This window comes from Mesoplasma florum L1, assembly GCF_000008305.1.
Classification (GTDB): Bacteria; Bacillota_I; Bacilli_A; order Mycoplasmatales; family Mycoplasmataceae; genus Mesoplasma; species Mesoplasma florum.
Genome location: NC_006055.1, coordinates 142,922 through 159,906, shown reverse-complemented (window position 1 = coordinate 159,906; position 16,985 = coordinate 142,922). Strand labels below are relative to the sequence as shown.

28 protein-coding genes are annotated in these 16,985 nt (G+C 31.9%); 1 reads left to right on the top strand and 27 read right to left on the bottom strand.

Going from position 1 to position 16,985, the window contains the following annotated elements; genetic code table 4:
* Window positions 1-43: 43 nt before the first annotated feature.
* The 27 genes from infA to MFL_RS00610 form a co-directional block, all read right to left on the bottom strand.
* Window positions 44-280: a translation initiation factor IF-1 gene (infA, locus tag MFL_RS00740; protein ID WP_011183043.1), complete on the bottom strand. Its 237-nt coding sequence runs from the start codon at window positions 278-280 to the stop codon at window positions 44-46.
* 12 nt (window positions 281-292) lie between these two features.
* Window positions 293-1,051 (bottom strand): type I methionyl aminopeptidase, encoded by a 759-nt coding sequence (gene map / locus MFL_RS00735; protein WP_011183042.1) that lies wholly within the window; start codon window positions 1,049-1,051, stop codon window positions 293-295.
* Complete coding sequence (locus MFL_RS00730; RefSeq protein ID WP_011183041.1) at window positions 1,052-1,690, bottom strand: adenylate kinase family protein; 639 nt, start codon at window positions 1,688-1,690, stop codon at window positions 1,052-1,054. It lies immediately after the preceding gene.
* A gap of 13 nt (window positions 1,691-1,703) precedes the next feature.
* The gene (gene cdd / locus MFL_RS00725) at window positions 1,704-2,111 is read right to left on the bottom strand and encodes a cytidine deaminase (RefSeq protein WP_011183040.1); all 408 of its coding nucleotides are present in this window, start codon (window positions 2,109-2,111) and stop codon (window positions 1,704-1,706) included.
* Between the two features lie 77 nt (window positions 2,112-2,188).
* A complete protein-coding gene (gene secY, locus MFL_RS00720; RefSeq protein ID WP_011183039.1) occupies window positions 2,189-3,649 on the bottom strand; it encodes a preprotein translocase subunit SecY in 1,461 nt (486 codons plus the stop codon).
* Window position 3,650: 1 nt separating this feature from the next.
* On the bottom strand, window positions 3,651-4,088 hold the full coding sequence (rplO, locus tag MFL_RS00715; protein ID WP_011183038.1) for a 50S ribosomal protein L15: 438 nt from the start codon (window positions 4,086-4,088) through the stop codon (window positions 3,651-3,653).
* Window positions 4,089-4,106: 18 nt separating this feature from the next.
* A complete protein-coding gene (rpsE, locus tag MFL_RS00710) occupies window positions 4,107-4,727 on the bottom strand; it encodes a 30S ribosomal protein S5 (protein ID WP_011183037.1) in 621 nt (206 codons plus the stop codon).
* 20 nt (window positions 4,728-4,747) lie between these two features.
* A complete protein-coding gene (gene rplR / locus MFL_RS00705; protein WP_011183036.1) occupies window positions 4,748-5,095 on the bottom strand; it encodes a 50S ribosomal protein L18 in 348 nt (115 codons plus the stop codon).
* A gap of 25 nt (window positions 5,096-5,120) precedes the next feature.
* Window positions 5,121-5,663 (bottom strand): 50S ribosomal protein L6, encoded by a 543-nt coding sequence (rplF, locus tag MFL_RS00700; RefSeq protein WP_011183035.1) that lies wholly within the window; start codon window positions 5,661-5,663, stop codon window positions 5,121-5,123.
* 19 nt (window positions 5,664-5,682) lie between these two features.
* On the bottom strand, window positions 5,683-6,072 hold the full coding sequence (rpsH, locus tag MFL_RS00695) for a 30S ribosomal protein S8 (protein WP_011183034.1): 390 nt from the start codon (window positions 6,070-6,072) through the stop codon (window positions 5,683-5,685).
* 31 nt (window positions 6,073-6,103) lie between these two features.
* Entirely contained in the window at window positions 6,104-6,289 is a 186-nt protein-coding gene (locus MFL_RS00690; protein ID WP_011183033.1) for a type Z 30S ribosomal protein S14, read from the bottom strand.
* 19 nt (window positions 6,290-6,308) lie between these two features.
* Entirely contained in the window at window positions 6,309-6,851 is a 543-nt protein-coding gene (gene rplE / locus MFL_RS00685) for a 50S ribosomal protein L5 (protein WP_011183032.1), read from the bottom strand.
* Window positions 6,852-6,868: 17 nt separating this feature from the next.
* Window positions 6,869-7,198 (bottom strand): 50S ribosomal protein L24, encoded by a 330-nt coding sequence (gene rplX / locus MFL_RS00680; protein WP_011183031.1) that lies wholly within the window; start codon window positions 7,196-7,198, stop codon window positions 6,869-6,871.
* Between the two features lie 13 nt (window positions 7,199-7,211).
* Complete coding sequence (gene rplN / locus MFL_RS00675; RefSeq protein WP_011183030.1) at window positions 7,212-7,580, bottom strand: 50S ribosomal protein L14; 369 nt, start codon at window positions 7,578-7,580, stop codon at window positions 7,212-7,214.
* Between the two features lie 13 nt (window positions 7,581-7,593).
* Complete coding sequence (gene rpsQ, locus MFL_RS00670; protein WP_198401951.1) at window positions 7,594-7,854, bottom strand: 30S ribosomal protein S17; 261 nt, start codon at window positions 7,852-7,854, stop codon at window positions 7,594-7,596.
* Window positions 7,851-8,270 carry a 50S ribosomal protein L29 gene (gene rpmC, locus MFL_RS03730; RefSeq protein WP_011183028.1) on the bottom strand — a complete coding sequence of 140 codons (420 nt, stop codon included), beginning with the start codon at window positions 8,268-8,270 and terminating at the stop codon, window positions 7,851-7,853. The genes rpsQ and rpmC overlap by 4 nt, the downstream gene beginning before the upstream one ends.
* The gene (gene rplP / locus MFL_RS00660) at window positions 8,270-8,683 is read right to left on the bottom strand and encodes a 50S ribosomal protein L16 (RefSeq protein WP_011183027.1); all 414 of its coding nucleotides are present in this window, start codon (window positions 8,681-8,683) and stop codon (window positions 8,270-8,272) included. The genes rpmC and rplP overlap by 1 nt, the downstream gene beginning before the upstream one ends.
* Window positions 8,683-9,408, bottom strand: coding sequence for a 30S ribosomal protein S3 (gene rpsC / locus MFL_RS00655; RefSeq protein WP_011183026.1), 726 nt, complete (start codon window positions 9,406-9,408; stop codon window positions 8,683-8,685). Before rpsC ends, rplP begins: the two co-directional genes overlap by 1 nt.
* Window positions 9,409-9,426: 18 nt before the next feature.
* A complete protein-coding gene (gene rplV / locus MFL_RS00650) occupies window positions 9,427-9,765 on the bottom strand; it encodes a 50S ribosomal protein L22 (RefSeq protein ID WP_011183025.1) in 339 nt (112 codons plus the stop codon).
* Between the two features lie 18 nt (window positions 9,766-9,783).
* A complete protein-coding gene (gene rpsS, locus MFL_RS00645) occupies window positions 9,784-10,047 on the bottom strand; it encodes a 30S ribosomal protein S19 (protein ID WP_011183024.1) in 264 nt (87 codons plus the stop codon).
* 18 nt (window positions 10,048-10,065) lie between these two features.
* Window positions 10,066-10,911, bottom strand: coding sequence for a 50S ribosomal protein L2 (rplB, locus tag MFL_RS00640; RefSeq protein ID WP_011183023.1), 846 nt, complete (start codon window positions 10,909-10,911; stop codon window positions 10,066-10,068).
* 66 nt (window positions 10,912-10,977) lie between these two features.
* Window positions 10,978-11,262, bottom strand: a complete 285-nt coding sequence (gene rplW / locus MFL_RS00635) for a 50S ribosomal protein L23 (RefSeq protein ID WP_011183022.1) — start codon at window positions 11,260-11,262, stop codon at window positions 10,978-10,980.
* Window positions 11,262-11,888, bottom strand: coding sequence for a 50S ribosomal protein L4 (rplD, locus tag MFL_RS00630; RefSeq protein ID WP_011183021.1), 627 nt, complete (start codon window positions 11,886-11,888; stop codon window positions 11,262-11,264). The genes rplW and rplD overlap by 1 nt, the downstream gene beginning before the upstream one ends.
* A 12-nt stretch (window positions 11,889-11,900) precedes the next feature.
* Window positions 11,901-12,617, bottom strand: a complete 717-nt coding sequence (gene rplC, locus MFL_RS00625) for a 50S ribosomal protein L3 (RefSeq protein WP_011183020.1) — start codon at window positions 12,615-12,617, stop codon at window positions 11,901-11,903.
* A 64-nt stretch (window positions 12,618-12,681) separates the two neighbouring features.
* A complete protein-coding gene (gene rpsJ / locus MFL_RS00620; protein WP_011183019.1) occupies window positions 12,682-12,990 on the bottom strand; it encodes a 30S ribosomal protein S10 in 309 nt (102 codons plus the stop codon).
* A 220-nt stretch (window positions 12,991-13,210) separates the two neighbouring features.
* A complete protein-coding gene (gene deoC, locus MFL_RS00615) occupies window positions 13,211-13,873 on the bottom strand; it encodes a deoxyribose-phosphate aldolase (protein ID WP_011183018.1) in 663 nt (220 codons plus the stop codon).
* Window positions 13,874-13,881: 8 nt separating this feature from the next.
* Entirely contained in the window at window positions 13,882-15,567 is a 1,686-nt protein-coding gene (locus tag MFL_RS00610; protein WP_011183017.1) for a phospho-sugar mutase, read from the bottom strand.
* Between the two features lie 94 nt (window positions 15,568-15,661).
* Here MFL_RS00610 and MFL_RS00605 point away from each other — a divergent pair, with 94 nt between their 5' ends.
* Window positions 15,662-16,966 carry a thymidine phosphorylase gene (locus MFL_RS00605; RefSeq protein ID WP_011183016.1) on the top strand — a complete coding sequence of 435 codons (1,305 nt, stop codon included), beginning with the start codon at window positions 15,662-15,664 and terminating at the stop codon, window positions 16,964-16,966.
* Window positions 16,967-16,985: the final 19 nt, after the last annotated feature.

Below are 16,985 nucleotides of genomic sequence, written 5' to 3'. Positions count from 1 at the left end.
TATTTAAACAATTTAAATCGACTTAAGTCGATTTTTTCTATAATTACACTTCTGCTTTTTTAGCAATTTTTCTATATGTAATTCTTCCACGTGTCATATCATAAGGTGATATCACGACTGTTACTTTATCTCCAGGTAAGATGCGAATGTAATGCATTCGGATTTTACCTGACACGTGTGCATCAATAACAATGTCGTTTTCCAGTTGTACTTTGAATTTTGCATTAGGCAATACTTCTACAACCGTACCTTCAAATTCCATTTCTGCTTCTTTTGCCATAAACTACAACTCCTATCTTTTTGATTTAGTTAATACTTCATAACCACTATCAGTAATTAAGATAGTGTGTTCAAAGTGAGCAGTCATACTCTTGTCAGCTGAAAGAACTGTTCAATTATCTGCTGCAAGTTTAGTTTTGAAAGTACCCATTTGAATCATAGGTTCAATACAAATTACCATCCCTGCTTGCAAACGCATTCCTGTATCTTTTTTACCATAATTTGGTATAAAAGGATCTTCATGCATTTCTGTACCAATTCCATGTCCTGTATAGTCTCTTGGAACTCCAAAACCAAAACTTTCTGCATGGTTTTGAATTATGCTCCCAATAGTACCAATACGAACCCCTGGAGCTAAAGCTTCAATAGCTAAATCCAGACATTCTTCAGTGACTTTTAATAGTATATCATGTTTTGTATCTTTTGCAATGCCTACTATCATACTAAATGCACTATCAGCATGATATCCTTCGAAAACACACCCTGTATCAACAGAAACTAAATCTCCTTCTTCTAAAATTCTATCTTGTGGAATTCCATGTACTAATTGCTCATTGATTGATATACAAATAGTTTTTGGGTATCCATGATAATTTTTAAAATTAGATTTACATCCTTTTTCAGTAATAAATTTTTCAAATTCTTTATCCAAATCTAAGCAATTTACGCCTACTTTTATCATTGATTTTAACATGTCAATAGCTTCTGCCAAAACTTGACCAGCAACACGCATTTTTTCAATTTCTTGAGGTGATTTTATTGTAACAGCCATCTATAAAGCTCCTAAAACTTCTGCATAAACTTCTTCAGCAGTTGTGTTCGCATTATCTACAATATGAATAAATCCAGGTTTATTTTTATAGTAATCTACTAATGGTGCTGTTTCATTTGCATATGCTTCAAGTCTAACTTTAACTTTTTCTGGAGCATCATCTGGTCTACGAACTAGTTCAGTTCCATCATTATCACAAATTCCTTCTAATTTTGGTTTTCTGCTAATGATATGGTAACTAACTTTGCATTTTGGACAAATTAATCTTCCACTTATTCTGTTTAATAAAATTTCACTTGGAACATCAATGTATATAACTTTATCTATTTTTGCATTTAGTTCAATTAAGTTTTCTTCTAAAATTTTAGCTTGATTTAATGTTCTTGGAATTCCATCAAAAATTAATTGATTATGATTATCTTGTAAAAAGTTTTTTACAATACCCATTGTAACTTCATCAGGTACTAATCTACCTTCATTCATATATCTTGCACATTCAATTCCTAAAGGTGTTTCATCATTGATTTCTTTACGCATCAAATCTCCTGTTGACATTTGATTAAATCCTTGATTCTTGATTAATTTTTCTGCCAAAGTTCCTTTACCTGAACCAGGTGCTCCTAATAACATAATATTCATATTTTCTCTCCTTTTATTTAATAAGTTGTGCAGGCTCAAAGGCATGCGGCAATAACTCATTTATATTTGTTTCTAATTGAAACCCATTTTTGTTGTAAATTGAAATTGGTGTAGTTCAATTTACTAATTCAGAAATAACTTGACGGCAAACTCCACAAGGTGATCCCAAACTTTCAGAATCAGTATATAACTCTAAAGATTTTATATCTTCTTTTTTATAACCCAAAGAATAAACTTGAGACAATGCGGTTCTTTCTGCACATATAGTTGCAGGATATGCTGCATTTTCAACATTTACACCTTTAATGATTTCATTGTTGTTTAAATAGATTAAACAAGCCACTTTAAAATTTGAATAAGGGCTATAAGAATTATCTTTAAGTTTTAATAATTCTTTAAATACATTTTGCTTTTCAGTCATCTTTACCTCTTTCATAACAATTATATTATATCTAAAAATAGGTTTAAACCAAAAGAAAAAAGACTACTGATAGTCTTTTATCAAATATGACTTGAAGAATTTGTTGAGGCTTCTTCAGTAAAGTTTTGTTTTTTGCTTTCAATAAATTTGTGTTGTGTAATTCTTCCTTGTAATTGTTGTGTTGTTTGAATAGCAACCGATATACAAATAATTAAACCGGTTCCCCCAATAGCTAACTGACTTGGTAAATTAGTCAATTTAGATATAACATATGGCAACGCAGCAATTGCAGCTAAGAATATAGCACCAAATAAAGACAATCTATTAATAGTTCCTTTTAAGAAATTTGTTGTATCTTTTCCAGGTTTAATCCCAGGAATGAAAGTTCCTGATTTTTGAAAGTTCTCACTTATTTTTTCAGGATTAATTTGAACTTGAGCATATAAGAATGTAAATAATACAATCATTACAGCAAATATTCCAATTCCTCATCACGTATTAAATGAAAGGTAATGTTGTGTAAACCTTACAAATGCATTTGCCGAATCAACGGTAGACGTGCTAGCTGTTGGGTCAATAATTTGTGCAATTGTAATTGGAGTTGATATCAATGCAGATGCAAAGATAACTGGTATAACCCCGGCATTATTCAGTTTTAGTGGTAGATATGGTGTATGATCTTTTGAATCAATTAAACCACTACCGGTCTGCTGAATAGGCACTTTACGTTCTGCTTCATTCATAAGTACAACAGAGAATATAACAACAAAGAAAACTAACATGTAAATAGAAAACTTAATTATTCCGTCAAAGAAAACGTTAATACTTTCATTTGAAGGTATTCAGAAATCATATGTAGCTTTTATTTGGTTAGGCAATTGAACAATAATACCAATAAAGATAACTATTGAAATACCATTACCAACACCTTTGATTGTAATTTGATCAGCAATTCATAACATAAAGTATGAACCAGCTAACATAACAAGTGGTACTAATACATAGTAAAATGCTGGAGAAGCTAATACATTATCACTTGATCAACCAGGTTCAATAACACCTTGTTGTTGAAGTGTAAATATCGTTGCAATCCCTTGCATTAAAGCAAATGGAATCATTAATACTTTTGTTAATTTATCTAATTTCTTTCTTCCTCTTTCACCAGATTTATTTCATCTAGTTAAGATAGGAACAACATCAGTTGAAAGCAACTGAACAATAATGGAAGCAGTAATATAAGGAGATACCCCTAATGCTAGAATCGAGAATCTTCCAATAGTACCTCCCCCCAAAGTTGAAAGTAATTGAAAGAACTGTGAATTGTTAATAGCATTTTGATAATCAGAAGTCAATCTGATACCAGGTACTGTTATATATACTCCAATTCTAATAATCACTAATAATAATAAAGTAAAAGCGATTCTACCTAGAATATCTTTATTTTTAATAAAGAAGTTGCCAGTTCTTAAATCGCTATTATTACTTTGTGATTTTTTGGCTGAATATTGTTTGCTTTTTTTAGCGAACTTTTTTGCCATATTAAATCACCTCTACTTTTCCTCCAAGTTTTTCAATTTCAGCTTGAGCTGATTTTGAAACTTTGTTTAATTTTACATTAATTGCTGAAGTAATTGAACCTTTACCTAAAACTTTTACTAATTGTTTTTCGTTTTTGATAATTTTTTGCTCAACTAAAACTTTATGATCAATTAATGCTAAATTTAATCTTTCTAAATCTGAAAGATTAAGAATAACGTATTCTTTTTGGTTTGGAGAAGTGAATCCAATTTTTGGTAGTCTTCTGTATAAAGGAGTTTGTCCCCCTTCGAATCCTACACGAACTCCCCCACCTGAACGTGAGTTTTGTCCTTTATGACCTCTTGTAGAAGTTTTCCCTTTTCCAGAAGCCATACCTCTACCTACTCTAGTAACATCTTTTTTGCTACCTTCAGTATATTTTAATTCATGTAATTTCATAATTTGTATGCTCCTTTCCTATTTAGTTTCTTCTACTTTTGGTTTTTCAGTTTTAATAACTGGTTTTCCAAATCTTAAGTCATTTACTTTTTTAGCTGTATGCATTGATGATAAACCATCAATTGTAGCTCTAATCATATTGATTGGATTGTTTCTACCTAATGATTTAGCATAAACGTCTGCAATACCTGCTAATTCAATAACAGCACGAGCTGGTCCACCGGCAATAACTCCAGTACCAGGTTTAGCTGGTTTAATTAGAACTTGACCTGCACCAAAGTGACCGATCACTTCATGAGGAACAGTTGTTCCTCTTAAAGGAACTCTAATTAAGTTCTTTTTAGCTTCTTTAACAGCTTTTTTAATTGCTTCAGGAACTTCATTTGCTTTTCCTGTTCCTAAACCAACTTGACCTTTTTTATCTCCAACAACAACAACTGCTGCGAATCTAAAGTGACGTCCACCTTTTGTAACTTTAGTAACACGTCTAATTGTTACTACTTTTTCTTCAAAATCATCTTTTTGGAATTGTTTTGGTCCTTGAGGACGACGGTTTGGTTTTCTATCAAACTTTTTTCTTTCAGGTTGAGTTTGATTGTTAGCGTTTTCAGCTACTACTACTTCTGTTTTATTTTCCATATTTCTCACTCTTTACCTTTCTAGAATTTCAATCCGTTTTCTCTTGCTGCTTCAGCAAAAGCTTTTACTTTACCATGGTATAAGTATCCACCACGGTCAAATACTACATCAACAATGCTTTTTGCAATTGCTAATTTAGCGATTTCTTCAGCAACTTTTTTAGCTGCTTCAATGTTTCCTGATTTTAATCCCAAGTTTAATGATGATGCTGAAACTAAAGTTGTTCCAGTTGTGTCGTCGATTATTTGTGCGTAGAAATTAGTGTTTGATTTGAAAACATTTAATCTTGGTTTAGCAGCAGTTCCAGAAACTTTACTTCTAACACGGTAATGTCTTCTTTTTCTTGCTTCTTGTTTAGTATATTTCATAATTCTATAACCTTAAGCTCTGATATTATTTACCAGCTGCTTTCCCTTCTTTTCTAATAATGATTTCATCTGAGTACTTAATTCCTTTACCTTTATAAGGTTCTGGTCTTCTGTATGATCTAATTTCTGCTGCAACTTGTCCTACAACTTGTTTATCAATACCTGAAATAATGATTTGAGTTGGTTTTGGACATTCTACTGTAATTCCTTGAGGAATTGTATATTCAACTGGGTGTGAGTATCCTAGTGAAAGATTTAATTTACTTCCAGCTAAAGCTGCTCTATATCCAACCCCGTTAATGTCAAGAGTTTTTTTGAACCCTTCACTTACACCGATTAACATACCTTGTAATAATGAGTTTGTTGTTCCGTGTAATTGTTTTGTATGTTTAATTTCATTAGCTCTTGTTGTTGAAAGTTCTGCTCCTTCAACTTTGATTGTGATAACTTCTGCGAATTTTTGAGTTAAAGTTCCCTTTGACCCTTTTACTGTAACTGTGTTGTCTGATGCAACACTAACTTCAACACCTGCAGGGATAGTTAAAATTCTGTTTCCTATACGTGACATATTTTACCTCTACCTCCTATTATCAGACGAAAGCCAATACTTCTCCACCAATGTTTGATAGACGAGCTTGTTTTCCTGTCATGATTCCTTGTGATGTTGAAACTATTGCAATTCCTAAACCGTTTAATACTTGTGGGATTTCGTTTGCTGGTGCATATACTCTAAGACCTGGTTTAGAGATCTTTTTAAGTCCTGAGATTACTCTTTGTTTTCCTTGATATTTTAATTCAATAGTAATAGTTTTTTTAACTTCACCTTCAACAGTGAAGCTTGAAATGAATCCTTCTTCTTTTAAGATGTTTGCAATTTCCAATTTCATTTTTGATGAAGGAATGTTAACAGTTTTTAACATTCTTTGGTTTGCATTACGGATTCTAGTTAACATATCTGCGATTACGTCTGTTGTCATTTTTTATTTCCTTTACTCTTTCTATTTCCTATTATCAAGAAGCTTTTCTAATCCCTGGGATTTGACCTTCGTATGCATATTTTCTAAAGCATAGACGACAAATTCCAAATTTTTTAAGCACAGCATGTGGTCTACCACAGTTATTACATCTAGTGTAGTTTCTTACGCCAAACTTTTGGTGTTTAGCTTGTTTAACTTTTAATGATTTTTTAGCCATTTATTCCTAATCCCCTTTATTATTTAGCGAAAGGCATTCCAAATTTTTCTAATAATTTGTATGCTTCCTCGTTTGTTTTTGCAGTAGTTACAATTGTGATATCCATTCCGCGTAGTTTTTGAACTTTATCATAATCAATTTCTGGGAAAATAATTTGTTCTTTAATTCCCATTGTGTAGTTTCCAAATCCATCAAATGAAGTTTTTGGAACCCCTCTGAAGTCACGCACACGTGGTAAAGCAACATTTGTAAGACGGTCTAAGAAGTCATACATCTTTTTCCCTCTTAAAGTTACTTTTGTACCAATTGGCATTCCTTCTCTTAATTTAAATACAGCTAATGATTTTTTTGCTTTTGTTACTAATGGTTTTTGACCAGTTAATTGTTCTAATTCAACAACAGCTGCATCAAGTTTTTTTGGATCAGTTGTAGCTTCTCCAACTCCCATGTTGATAACGATTTTTGTAAGTTTTGGAACTTGCATTACTGATTTATATCCTAATTCTTTAAATAATTCAGGAGCAATTTGTTCAGTATATCTAGTTTCTAATCTTGATTTCATTTCTTCATGTCCCTTTCTTATTTACTTGCCTTTTTTAATGGTGAGTTAGATTTTTTTGCAATTCTAACTTTTTTACCATCTTCAATTTGGTATCCCACTTTTGAAATACCATCTTTGTTTTTAGGATCTTGTAATGCTACGTTTGATAAATTAATTTTTGATGGAACTTCTTTAATTCCACCTTCTGAGTCAGTTTGTGAAGGTTTAACATGTTTTAAAGAGTTAATCCCTTGTACTGATACTCATTTTTTGTCTTTTGATATTCAAGTGATTGGTCCTAATTCACCTTTGTGTGAACCAGCGATAACTTTAACCACGTCACCTACTAAGATTTTTGATTTGCTCATTCTCTGGTTCCTCCTATAATACTTCTGGAGCTAGAGATGCGATTTTTGCAAATCCAGCTTCTTTAATTTCACGTGCAATTGGACCGAAAATACGAGTTCCACGTGGTGATTTATCTTCTTTAATAATTACTACAGCATTTTCTGAGAAACGGATGTATGTACCATCTTCTCTTTTTAATTCTCTAGTAGTTCTAACAATAACAGCTTTAACAACTTGACCTTTTTTAACAGCTCCTCCTGGAGTTGCTGATTGAACTGAACAAACGATGATGTCTCCAATTCCTGTAAACTTTCTAACTGATCCACCTAAATTACGAATAACACGAACTTCTTTAGCACCTGAGTTATCTGCTACTTTTAATTTTGATAATGTTTGAATCATATCTCTTTATCTCCTATAAAATAGCTTTTTCTACTACTTTTACTAATCTGAAGTTTTTTGTTTTTGATAAAGGACGTGTTTCCATAATTTGAACTTTGTCCCCTATTTTAGCAACTTGTTGTTCGTCATGTGCTTTATATTTTTTAGAATACTTAACACGTTTTTTGTAGATTGGGTGGTTTTTGTAAGTTTCAACTAATACAGTAATTGTTTTATCCATTTTGTCAGATACAACTTTACCAACTAGTATTCTTCTACTATTTCTTTCCATTATTTAGTTTCTCCTTCGTTTACATCATTTTGTTCTTCAACTACTGCATTAGCCATAGCTTCTGCAATAGCATCATCATTACTTGCACCGTTGTTTTCATATTGTGCTTGTAATTCTTCGATCATTTTACGTTGTTTTGCTCTAACTTCTTTACCAGCTTTTTCAGCTTCAGTTACAGCTTGGTTATAGTTTGTTTTAACAGTTTTGTTTACTTCTTCACCAGCTTTAGCTTTTTCAGCTATTACTAATTGAATTCTTGCAATTTCTTTTTTAATTTCTTTAATACGGTGTGTTTGTTCTAAACTTCCAACAGCAGCTTGGAATTTTAATGCGAATAACTCAGCTTTTTTAGCTTCGTTTCTTTCTAATAATTGTTCTACTGAAAGCGCTCTAATTTCATCCATTAATTTATTTGCCATTATTCTTCACCTCTTTTAACGAATTTGCAACGAACTGGTAATTTGTGCATTGCAAGACGTAAAGCTTCTCTTGCAGTTTCTTCACTAACTCCAGCAATTTCAAACATAACTGTTCCTTCTTTTACAACTGCTACTCATTTTTCGGGGTTCCCTTTTCCAGATCCCATTCTAACTTCAGCAGGTTTTTTTGACATTGAAATGTGTGGGAAAATTCTCATTCAAACTTTTCCATCACGTCTCATATAACGTGTCATAGCAATACGAGCTGCTTCAATTTGACGGTTATCGATTCATGCTCCGTCAAGAGACATTAATCCATATTCACCAAAGTTGATTGTTTTAGCTCCTTTTGCTTTTCCTTTAAAACTAACTTTATGAGGTTTACGATATTTGGTTCTTTTTGGTAATAACATTATTTACGTCCCCCTCTGTTGTTGTTTTTGTTGTTGAATCTTCTATCATTATTCATTGGTGCTTTTTCAGAAACTCTTTGGCTTTGACCTCCGATAACTTCACCATGATTAATTCAAACTTTAACACCAATTTGTCCATATGTAGTTGGAGCTTCATATAAAGCATAATCAATGTCTGCTCTTAATGTAGATAGAGGTACTGATCCTTCGATGTACCCTTCTGTACGAGCCATTTCAACTCCACCTAAACGTCCACTTACAGAAGTTTTGATTCCTTTAACTCCTGCTTTTAAAGCTTTTCTAATAGCTAATTTTTGAACTGTTCTAAATGAAGCACGGTTTGTAATTTGTTCTCCGATTCATCTTGCAACTAATGTTGCATCTGCATCAGGATTTTTTACTTCAATTACTTTAACTTCAACTTTTAAGTTTCTATCTTTAGCAATTTTTTGCACTGCTGTTGCGATATTTGAAACATTTTTACCTTCTTGACCAAGCACGATAGCTGGACGAGCAGTTCTAATGATTAAAGTAATGTTTGAGTTTGTTCTTTCAATTTTAATTTTTGATACAGCTGCATCTTTTAATAATTTAAGAACTCCTTCACGGATTTTGATATCTTGATCTAATCATTTAACGTATTGATCTTTTTCAGCATATCAAGTGTCTTCTCAATCTCTAACGATTCCTAAACGTAAAACATTAGGTGATACTTTTTGTCCCATATATTCTTCTCGTCCTTCCTATATTCTTTCATCACTAACAATAATTGTTACGTGTGATGTTCTTTTTAAAATTTCGTATGCTCTACCATGAGCTCTTGGTCTAAAACGTTTTAAAGTTGGTCCTTCGTTAACAAAAATAGTTTTAACAAATAATTTATCTGCGTCCATTCCATTGTTGTTAACTGCGTTTGCGATTGCTGAGTTTAATAATTTTAATACTGGCTCAGCTGATCTTTTATCTAAGTTATATAATGTTGCAATTGCGGCTGCAACTGGTTTGTTTCTGATTGTATCTGCTACTAATCTAACTTTTCTAGGAGAGATACGAATCATATTTAAATAAGCTTTTGCTTCCATATTGTCATCCTACCTCTTCTATTTCTTACCTTTGTCGTCTCCGTGACCACCGAATTTACGAGTTGGGGCAAATTCTCCTAATTTGTGCCCAACCATATCTTCTGTTACGTACACGGGAATAAATTCTTTACCATTGTATACTCCGAAAGTTTTACCGATGAATTCAGGGAAAATAGTTGATCTACGTGATCAAGTTTTTATAACTTCTCCATCTTTTGCAACTTCAGCTTTTTTAAATAAGTTTTCGTCTACAAATGGTCCTTTTTTTAATGATCTTGCCATGTCTTCTATTCTCCTTCCCTATTTCTTAGCATTACGCTTTCTTACAATAAGTTTCTCTGATGGTTTCTTAGTGTTTCTTGTTTTAACACCAAGAGCTTTTTTACCTCATGGAGTAACTGGGCTCTTACGTCCGATTGGAGTACGCCCTTCCCCTCCCCCATGTGGGTGATCGTTAGGGTTCATTACTGAACCACGAACTGTTGGACGAATACCTCTTCAACGATTACGTCCAGCTTTTCCTCAATTAACTAAGTTGTATTCTTCGTTTCCAACTTCTCCAATTGTTGCGTAACAATCAGCTAAAACTTTTCTTACTTCTCCAGATGTTAAACGTAAAGTTACATATTTACCGTCATCATCTTTCCCTAAGATTTGTACTGATGTTCCAGCACTTCTAGCCATTTGTCCACCTTTTCCAGGTTTTAATTCAACGTTGTGAATTAATGTCCCTTCAGGAATGTTTTTTAATGGAGCAGCATTTCCAACTTTAATATCTGCATGTTCTGAAGCAACAATTTTCATTCCAACTGTCATTCCTTTTGCAAATAAGATGTAACGTTTTTCTCCATCTAAGTAATTAACTAAACAAATAAATGCGTTTCTGTTTGGGTCGTACTCGATTGTAGCGATTGTTCCAACAACATCTCTTTTATTACGTTTAAAGTCAATAATTCTGTATTTTTGTTTATGTCCTCCACCTTTGTGACGTGTAGTAATTAAACCACGGTTGTTACGTCCGGCTTTAGAGTTTTTAGCAGCTAATAATGATTTTTCAGGAGTACTTGTTGTTAAAGTTGCCTTGTAATCAATACTAGTCATATTTCTACGACCGTTTGTCGTAGGTTTATATTTTTTAATTGCCATAATATCCCTTTCTATAGCTTTTTATTTTTGATTTATAATATTTGTCGCCTATGGGCTAGGTTTTTTCTATAAATCGCTTAAAATGTCTAATGTTTCACCATCTTTTAAAGTGATGATTGCTTTTTTGTAGTTATTTGTTTTTCCAACAAATCTACCCATTCTTTTTTCTTTTCCATCGTAATTCATTGTTCTTACTGACTCAACTTTTACTTCAAAGATTTCTTCGAATGTTTTTTTAATTTGAACTTTATTAGCTCTTCTGTCTACTAAGAAAGTATATACACCGTTTGCGTGACCTAAAAATGATTTTTCAGTTAACACAGGTTTTTTAATTACTTCTGTTAAATGCATTATGCGTATACCCCCTCAACAGCCATTGCAGCTTCTTCTGTCATAACTAATTTAGTTGCATTTAAGATATCAAATACGTTTAATTTGATTGATGGTAAAGTTTTTACCCCTTTAATGTTACTTGAAGATTTAATTACTAATTCTTCATTTTCTTTAGTAATGATTAATGTTTTTTGATCATCAATTTGTAAATTTTTCATTACGCTAATCATTTCTTTTGTTGATGGTTTAGCGAAATCGAATTTATCAACGATTACAAGATTTTGTTCACTAGCTTTAATTGATAATGCTGATTTAAATGCTAATGCTCTTACTTTTTTGTTTACTGATTTCTTGTAGTTAATATCAGGTGTTGGACCAAAAGTAACCCCTCCACCTCTTCAGTGTGGTGCTCTAATTGATCCTTGACGTGCACGTCCAGTTCCTTTTTGTCTTCAAGGTTTTTTACCACCACCACGTACTTCAGCACGAGTTTTAGTTTTTTTAGTTCCTTGTCTTAAAGCAGCTTGTTGTGAAATAACAGTGTCATAAATAGCTTGTTTATGTGGTGCCACATTTCAAACGCTATCGTTTAATGAAATTGTTTTAACTTCTTGTCCTTGGACGTTTAATACTTTTAATTCCATACTTGTCTCCTATTACTCTTCTGTTGAAACAACTTCTTCAACTACTGGTGCTTCGATTGGAGCTTCAGTAGCTACTGGCGCGTTTCTTACTAATAATTCTGCTGCTTGTGTGTTTGATAAACCTTTAACATTGGCTTTGATTGTAACAAATCCTTTGTTTGGTCCTGGAATTGAACCTTTAACTAACATTATGTTGTTATCGATTGCAATTACTTCTAAGTTTTGAACTGTACGTTTAACATGTCCCATGTGACCTGCCATTTTTTTAGATTTGAAAATACGGTTGATAATAGCTCCCATTGAACCTATACCACGGTGGTAACCTGACCCGTGAGCCATTGGTCCTCTTGAGTAGTTATGTCTTTTGATTGCTCCCGCAAATCCTTTTCCTTTTGAAATTCCTGTAACGTCAACGTATTGACCAGTTTCGAAAATGTCTGATGCTGAAATTACTGATCCAACTTCAAACCCTTCCATGTTTCTGATCTCTTTTACGAAGCGCTTAGGAACTGAGTTAGCTTTTTTGAATTGTCCTAATTCAGGTTTGTTTACTAAGTTTTCTCTTTTGTCGAATACTCCTAATTGAGTAGCAACGTAACCATTTGTTTCAAGAGTTTTAACTTGTAAGATAGTGTTTGGTTGAACTTCAACTACAGTAACTGGTACTAATTTCCCGTTAGCTGTAAAAACTTGAGTCATTTCAACTTTACGTCCTAAGATTCCTTTCATCTTTTTATCCTCCTAATTGATAATCATGTATATTTCGTTACTTAATTTTGTATTTGTATTTTTTTTATAACTTGATTTCGATATCTACACCACTTGGTAATTGAACTCTTTTTAATACGTCCATTGTAGTTGGTGTTGGATTTAAAATCTCTAATAATCTTTTGTGTGTTCTCATTTCGAATTGTTCACGTGAGTCTTTGTACTTGTGAACAGCTCTTAAGATGGTAATCACTTGTTTATCTGTTGGTAATGGGATAGGTCCTCTAACCTTTGCCCCAGTTCCTTCAGCAGCTTCAATAATTTTTAAAATACTTTGATCGATAATTGCGTGATCATAGCCTTTTAGTTTTATTCTCATTTTTTGTTCTGCCATTGTAACCTCCATTTTTAATAATTTTTTCATTCATCAACAACCCTTACCGGTGTGTTGTAAATGAGCACACAAAATACACATGCTAAAATATTATATTCTATGACCTTTATAAAATCAACCAAAATCTTCTTTTTAATAACTTTAGTATCAATAATTAGAATTTTTATGTTCCTTTTTGCAAACTTTTAATAAAAATGAGCAAAATAAAAAAACGCTAGTTTTAGTAACTCGCGTTGTTTTCTTCACCTTTAATAATAGCTACTCCACCACTTGTTCCTAAGCGGTCAGCTCCTGCTTCAATCATTTTTTGAGCATCTTCAAATGTTCTAACTCCACCAGCTGCTTTAACTAAAGCATTGTCTTTAACAACTGACTTCATTAGTTTAACATCTTCAAATGTTGCACCTGATTTTGAAAATCCTGTTGATGTTTTAACAAATTCTAATCCAGCTTCAACAGCTATTTCACAAGCTTTCATGATTTCTTCTTTTGTTAATAAACAATTTTCCATAATACATTTAACAACATGTGATCCAGCTGCTTTTTTTACAGCTTTCATGTCTTCTAAAACTAATTCATAATTTTTGTCTTTTAATGCACCAATATTTAATACCATATCAATTTCTGTTGCACCATCTTTAATTGCTTCAGAAACTTCGAATGCTTTTGTAGCTGTTGTGCATGCACCTAGAGGAAAACCTACAACATTTGTTATTCCTACATTTGTGCCTTTTAATAATTCTTTACAATAGCTTGTTCAATATGAATTAACACAAACTGTTGCAAAATCAAATTCAATTGCTTCATCACATAATTGTTTAATTTCAGCTTTCGTAGCATCTTGTTTTAATAATGTGTGATCTATATATTTGTTTAGTTTCATTTTTTCTCCTATATATTCATTTTTAATTTTAATTCTTTAATAATTTCGTCTACTTTAACTTTAGCGTTTTGAACAGATTCACCAACACCTATAAAATAAATTTTTAGTTTAGGTTCAGTTCCACTTGGGCGAACAGCAAATCATGACTTATCTTCTAAATAAAATTTTAGTAAGTCTTGTCCTGGCATATTATACATTCCATCGATGTAGTCTTCAACATTAACAACTTTAAGTCCAGCAATTTGAGTTAAGGGTGTTGCTCTCAATGATTTCATTAATGGTTCAATTTTTAATTTCTTTTCTTCTGGTTTAAAATTCAAGTTTAAAGTGAAAGTGTAATATGCACCCATTTCTTTAAATAAATCTTCTAAATAGTCTACTAATGTTTTATTTTGTTTTTTATAAAATCAAGCAGCCTCTGCTATTAATATAGAAGCTTGTATTCCATCTTTATCTCTAGCTGAGTCATCAATTACATATCCATAACTTTCTTCATAAGCAAAAACAAAATTTAATCCGTTATCTTCTTCTTTAGCAATTTCTCTACCCATTCATTTAAATCCAGTTAAAGTTTTTACAATATTAACTCCATATTTTTCATGAGCGATTCTATCACCCAAATCACTTGTTACAAAACTTGAATATAGAGCCGGATTTTTTGGAATGCTATTTAAGCGTTTTAGATTTGATAATTTTCAATCAATTAAAATTGGTCCTGTTTGATTTCCATCTAATCTTACAAAATGACCATCATGTTTTATTGCCATTCCAAATCTGTCAGCATCTGGGTCATTCATAATAATAATATCTGCATCATGTTTAATACCATATTCAAGCGGTATTTTTCATGCAGGATCAAATTCTGGATTTGGATTTACAACATTTTTAAATGTTTCATCTTCAAATGCATGCTCTTCAACCTCAATAACGTTATATCCTGATTCACGTAATATTTTTGGGGTAAATTTAGTTCCTGTTCCATTAACTGCGCTAAAAATAATTTTTAAATCTTTTTTAGCTTCTTGCTCTTTTTTGTAGAATTCAAGATTTTTAATCATATCTACATATTCTTTAATAACATTTTCGCTAACTGTTTCTATTAGCGAATCATTTATTTTATATTCTCAATTTAAAATGTCTGTAATTTCATCCATTCTTTTTGCAATAATTGCTGTTTGTTCATCTTGCAATTGACATCCGTATGGATCATATATTTTATAACCGTTATATTCTGAAGGATTATGTGATGCTGTTATTACAATACCTCCAATACAGTTTAAAAATTTAGTTGCATATGAAACAACAGGTGTAGGCATCATTTCATTTTCTTTAAATAAATATGCTTTAATTCCAAAGCTTGATAAAACTTCGGCTACAACTTTTGCAAACTGTTTAGAATTATGACGGTTATCATGACCAACAACTATTCCATCATTCAACCTATTTGGGTAATTTTGTTTTAATAATTCTGCAAATGCAATAGTAACTTTTTTAACAGTGTAAACGTTAAATCTTCCAGGTCCTGCTCCAAGAATACCTCTTATACCTGCTGTTCCAAATTCTAACTCTATTCCTTCAAATGCTGCATGCAATTCATCATCAGTAGCATTTACTAAAAGGCTTTTCAACTCATCATCCAATTTTTGGCTATTTATTCATTCACTATAAACTTTGTTATTTTTATCAAAAACCATTTGTACTCCTTATGTTTTTTATATGTCTATTCTATTATAATATAGTAGAAAGAGTAATGGTGTAAATATTGTGCACTCTTACAAAAGGAGACTTATGAACTACAGTTTTAGTGAAATTATAGAAAAAAAGAAACATTCAATAGAATTATCAGCTGAAGAAATTAAATGATTGATAAACAGTTACGTTAAAAATAATGTAACAGATTATCAAATGGCTGCTTTTGCTATGGCGGTTTATTTTAATGGAATGACCAAAGCAGAAACTTTAGCATTAACCCAATCTTATGTTGAATCAGGATATGTTTATGATGTCAGTGAGGTTACAGGTTTAAAAGCTGATAAGCATTCAACTGGCGGAGTTGGAGACAAAACAAGTTTAGTATATAGTCCGTTAGTTGCAAGTTATGGAGTAAAGGTTTGTAAACTTTCTGGTAGAGGACTTGGAGTAACTGGTGGTACTATTGATAAATTAGAGTCATGTAAAGGTTGAACAAGTGAATTATCTAAAGAAAAATTCATTAAAACAATTAATGAAGTTGGAATGAGCATCACAGGTCAGTCAGATGATATTGTTCCTGCTGATAAAAAAATGTATGCACTAAGAGATGTTACTGGAACTGTTGATTCTATTCCTTTAATCGCTGCTTCTATTATGAGCAAAAAATTAGTAATCGATAGTGACAGTTTAATTCTAGATGTTAAAGTTGGAGCTGGTGCATTTATGAAAAATGTAGACATTGCTGAAAAACTAGCAAACGAAATGATTACTATTGGGCACGGGTATAATAGAAAAGTTTCAATTCTTCTTACTGACATGCAAAAACCTTTAGGAAAAGCTATAGGAAATGCAATTGAAGTTAAGGAAGCTTGAGATACTTTAAATAACAATGGTCCAGAAGATTTAAAAGAAGTTGTTTGTACAGCTGCTGGATTAACTTTAACTGACTTAGGTATTTTTGATAAATTAGAAGATGCTATAACTGATTGTTATAAAAAACTAGAAACTGGTGAATGTGCACATTACTTGGAAGAATTCGTTGAAGCTCAGGGCGGAAATTTTGAGTTAATCAAAAACTATGATCAAAATTTTACAACTAAGAATAAAATTGAAGTATTCGCTGAAAAAGATGGTTACATCATTTCACAAGACGCTGAAACTATAGGTTTACTTTCAATGGATCTTGGAGCCGGTAGAAAAACAAAAGAGGATTTAATAGATTTCTCTGCTGGAATATATTTAAATAAAAAAACTGGTGATGTTGTAAAAACTGGTGATGTTGTTTTAACTTTCTACACAAACTTTGATATTAACAATGATTGAATAGAGAGAGCTAAAAAAAGTTTTATTATTTCAACTGAAAATGAAAAACAACAAAATATTATAAAGATTATTAGATAAAAAAAATGAGTTCTTTCAA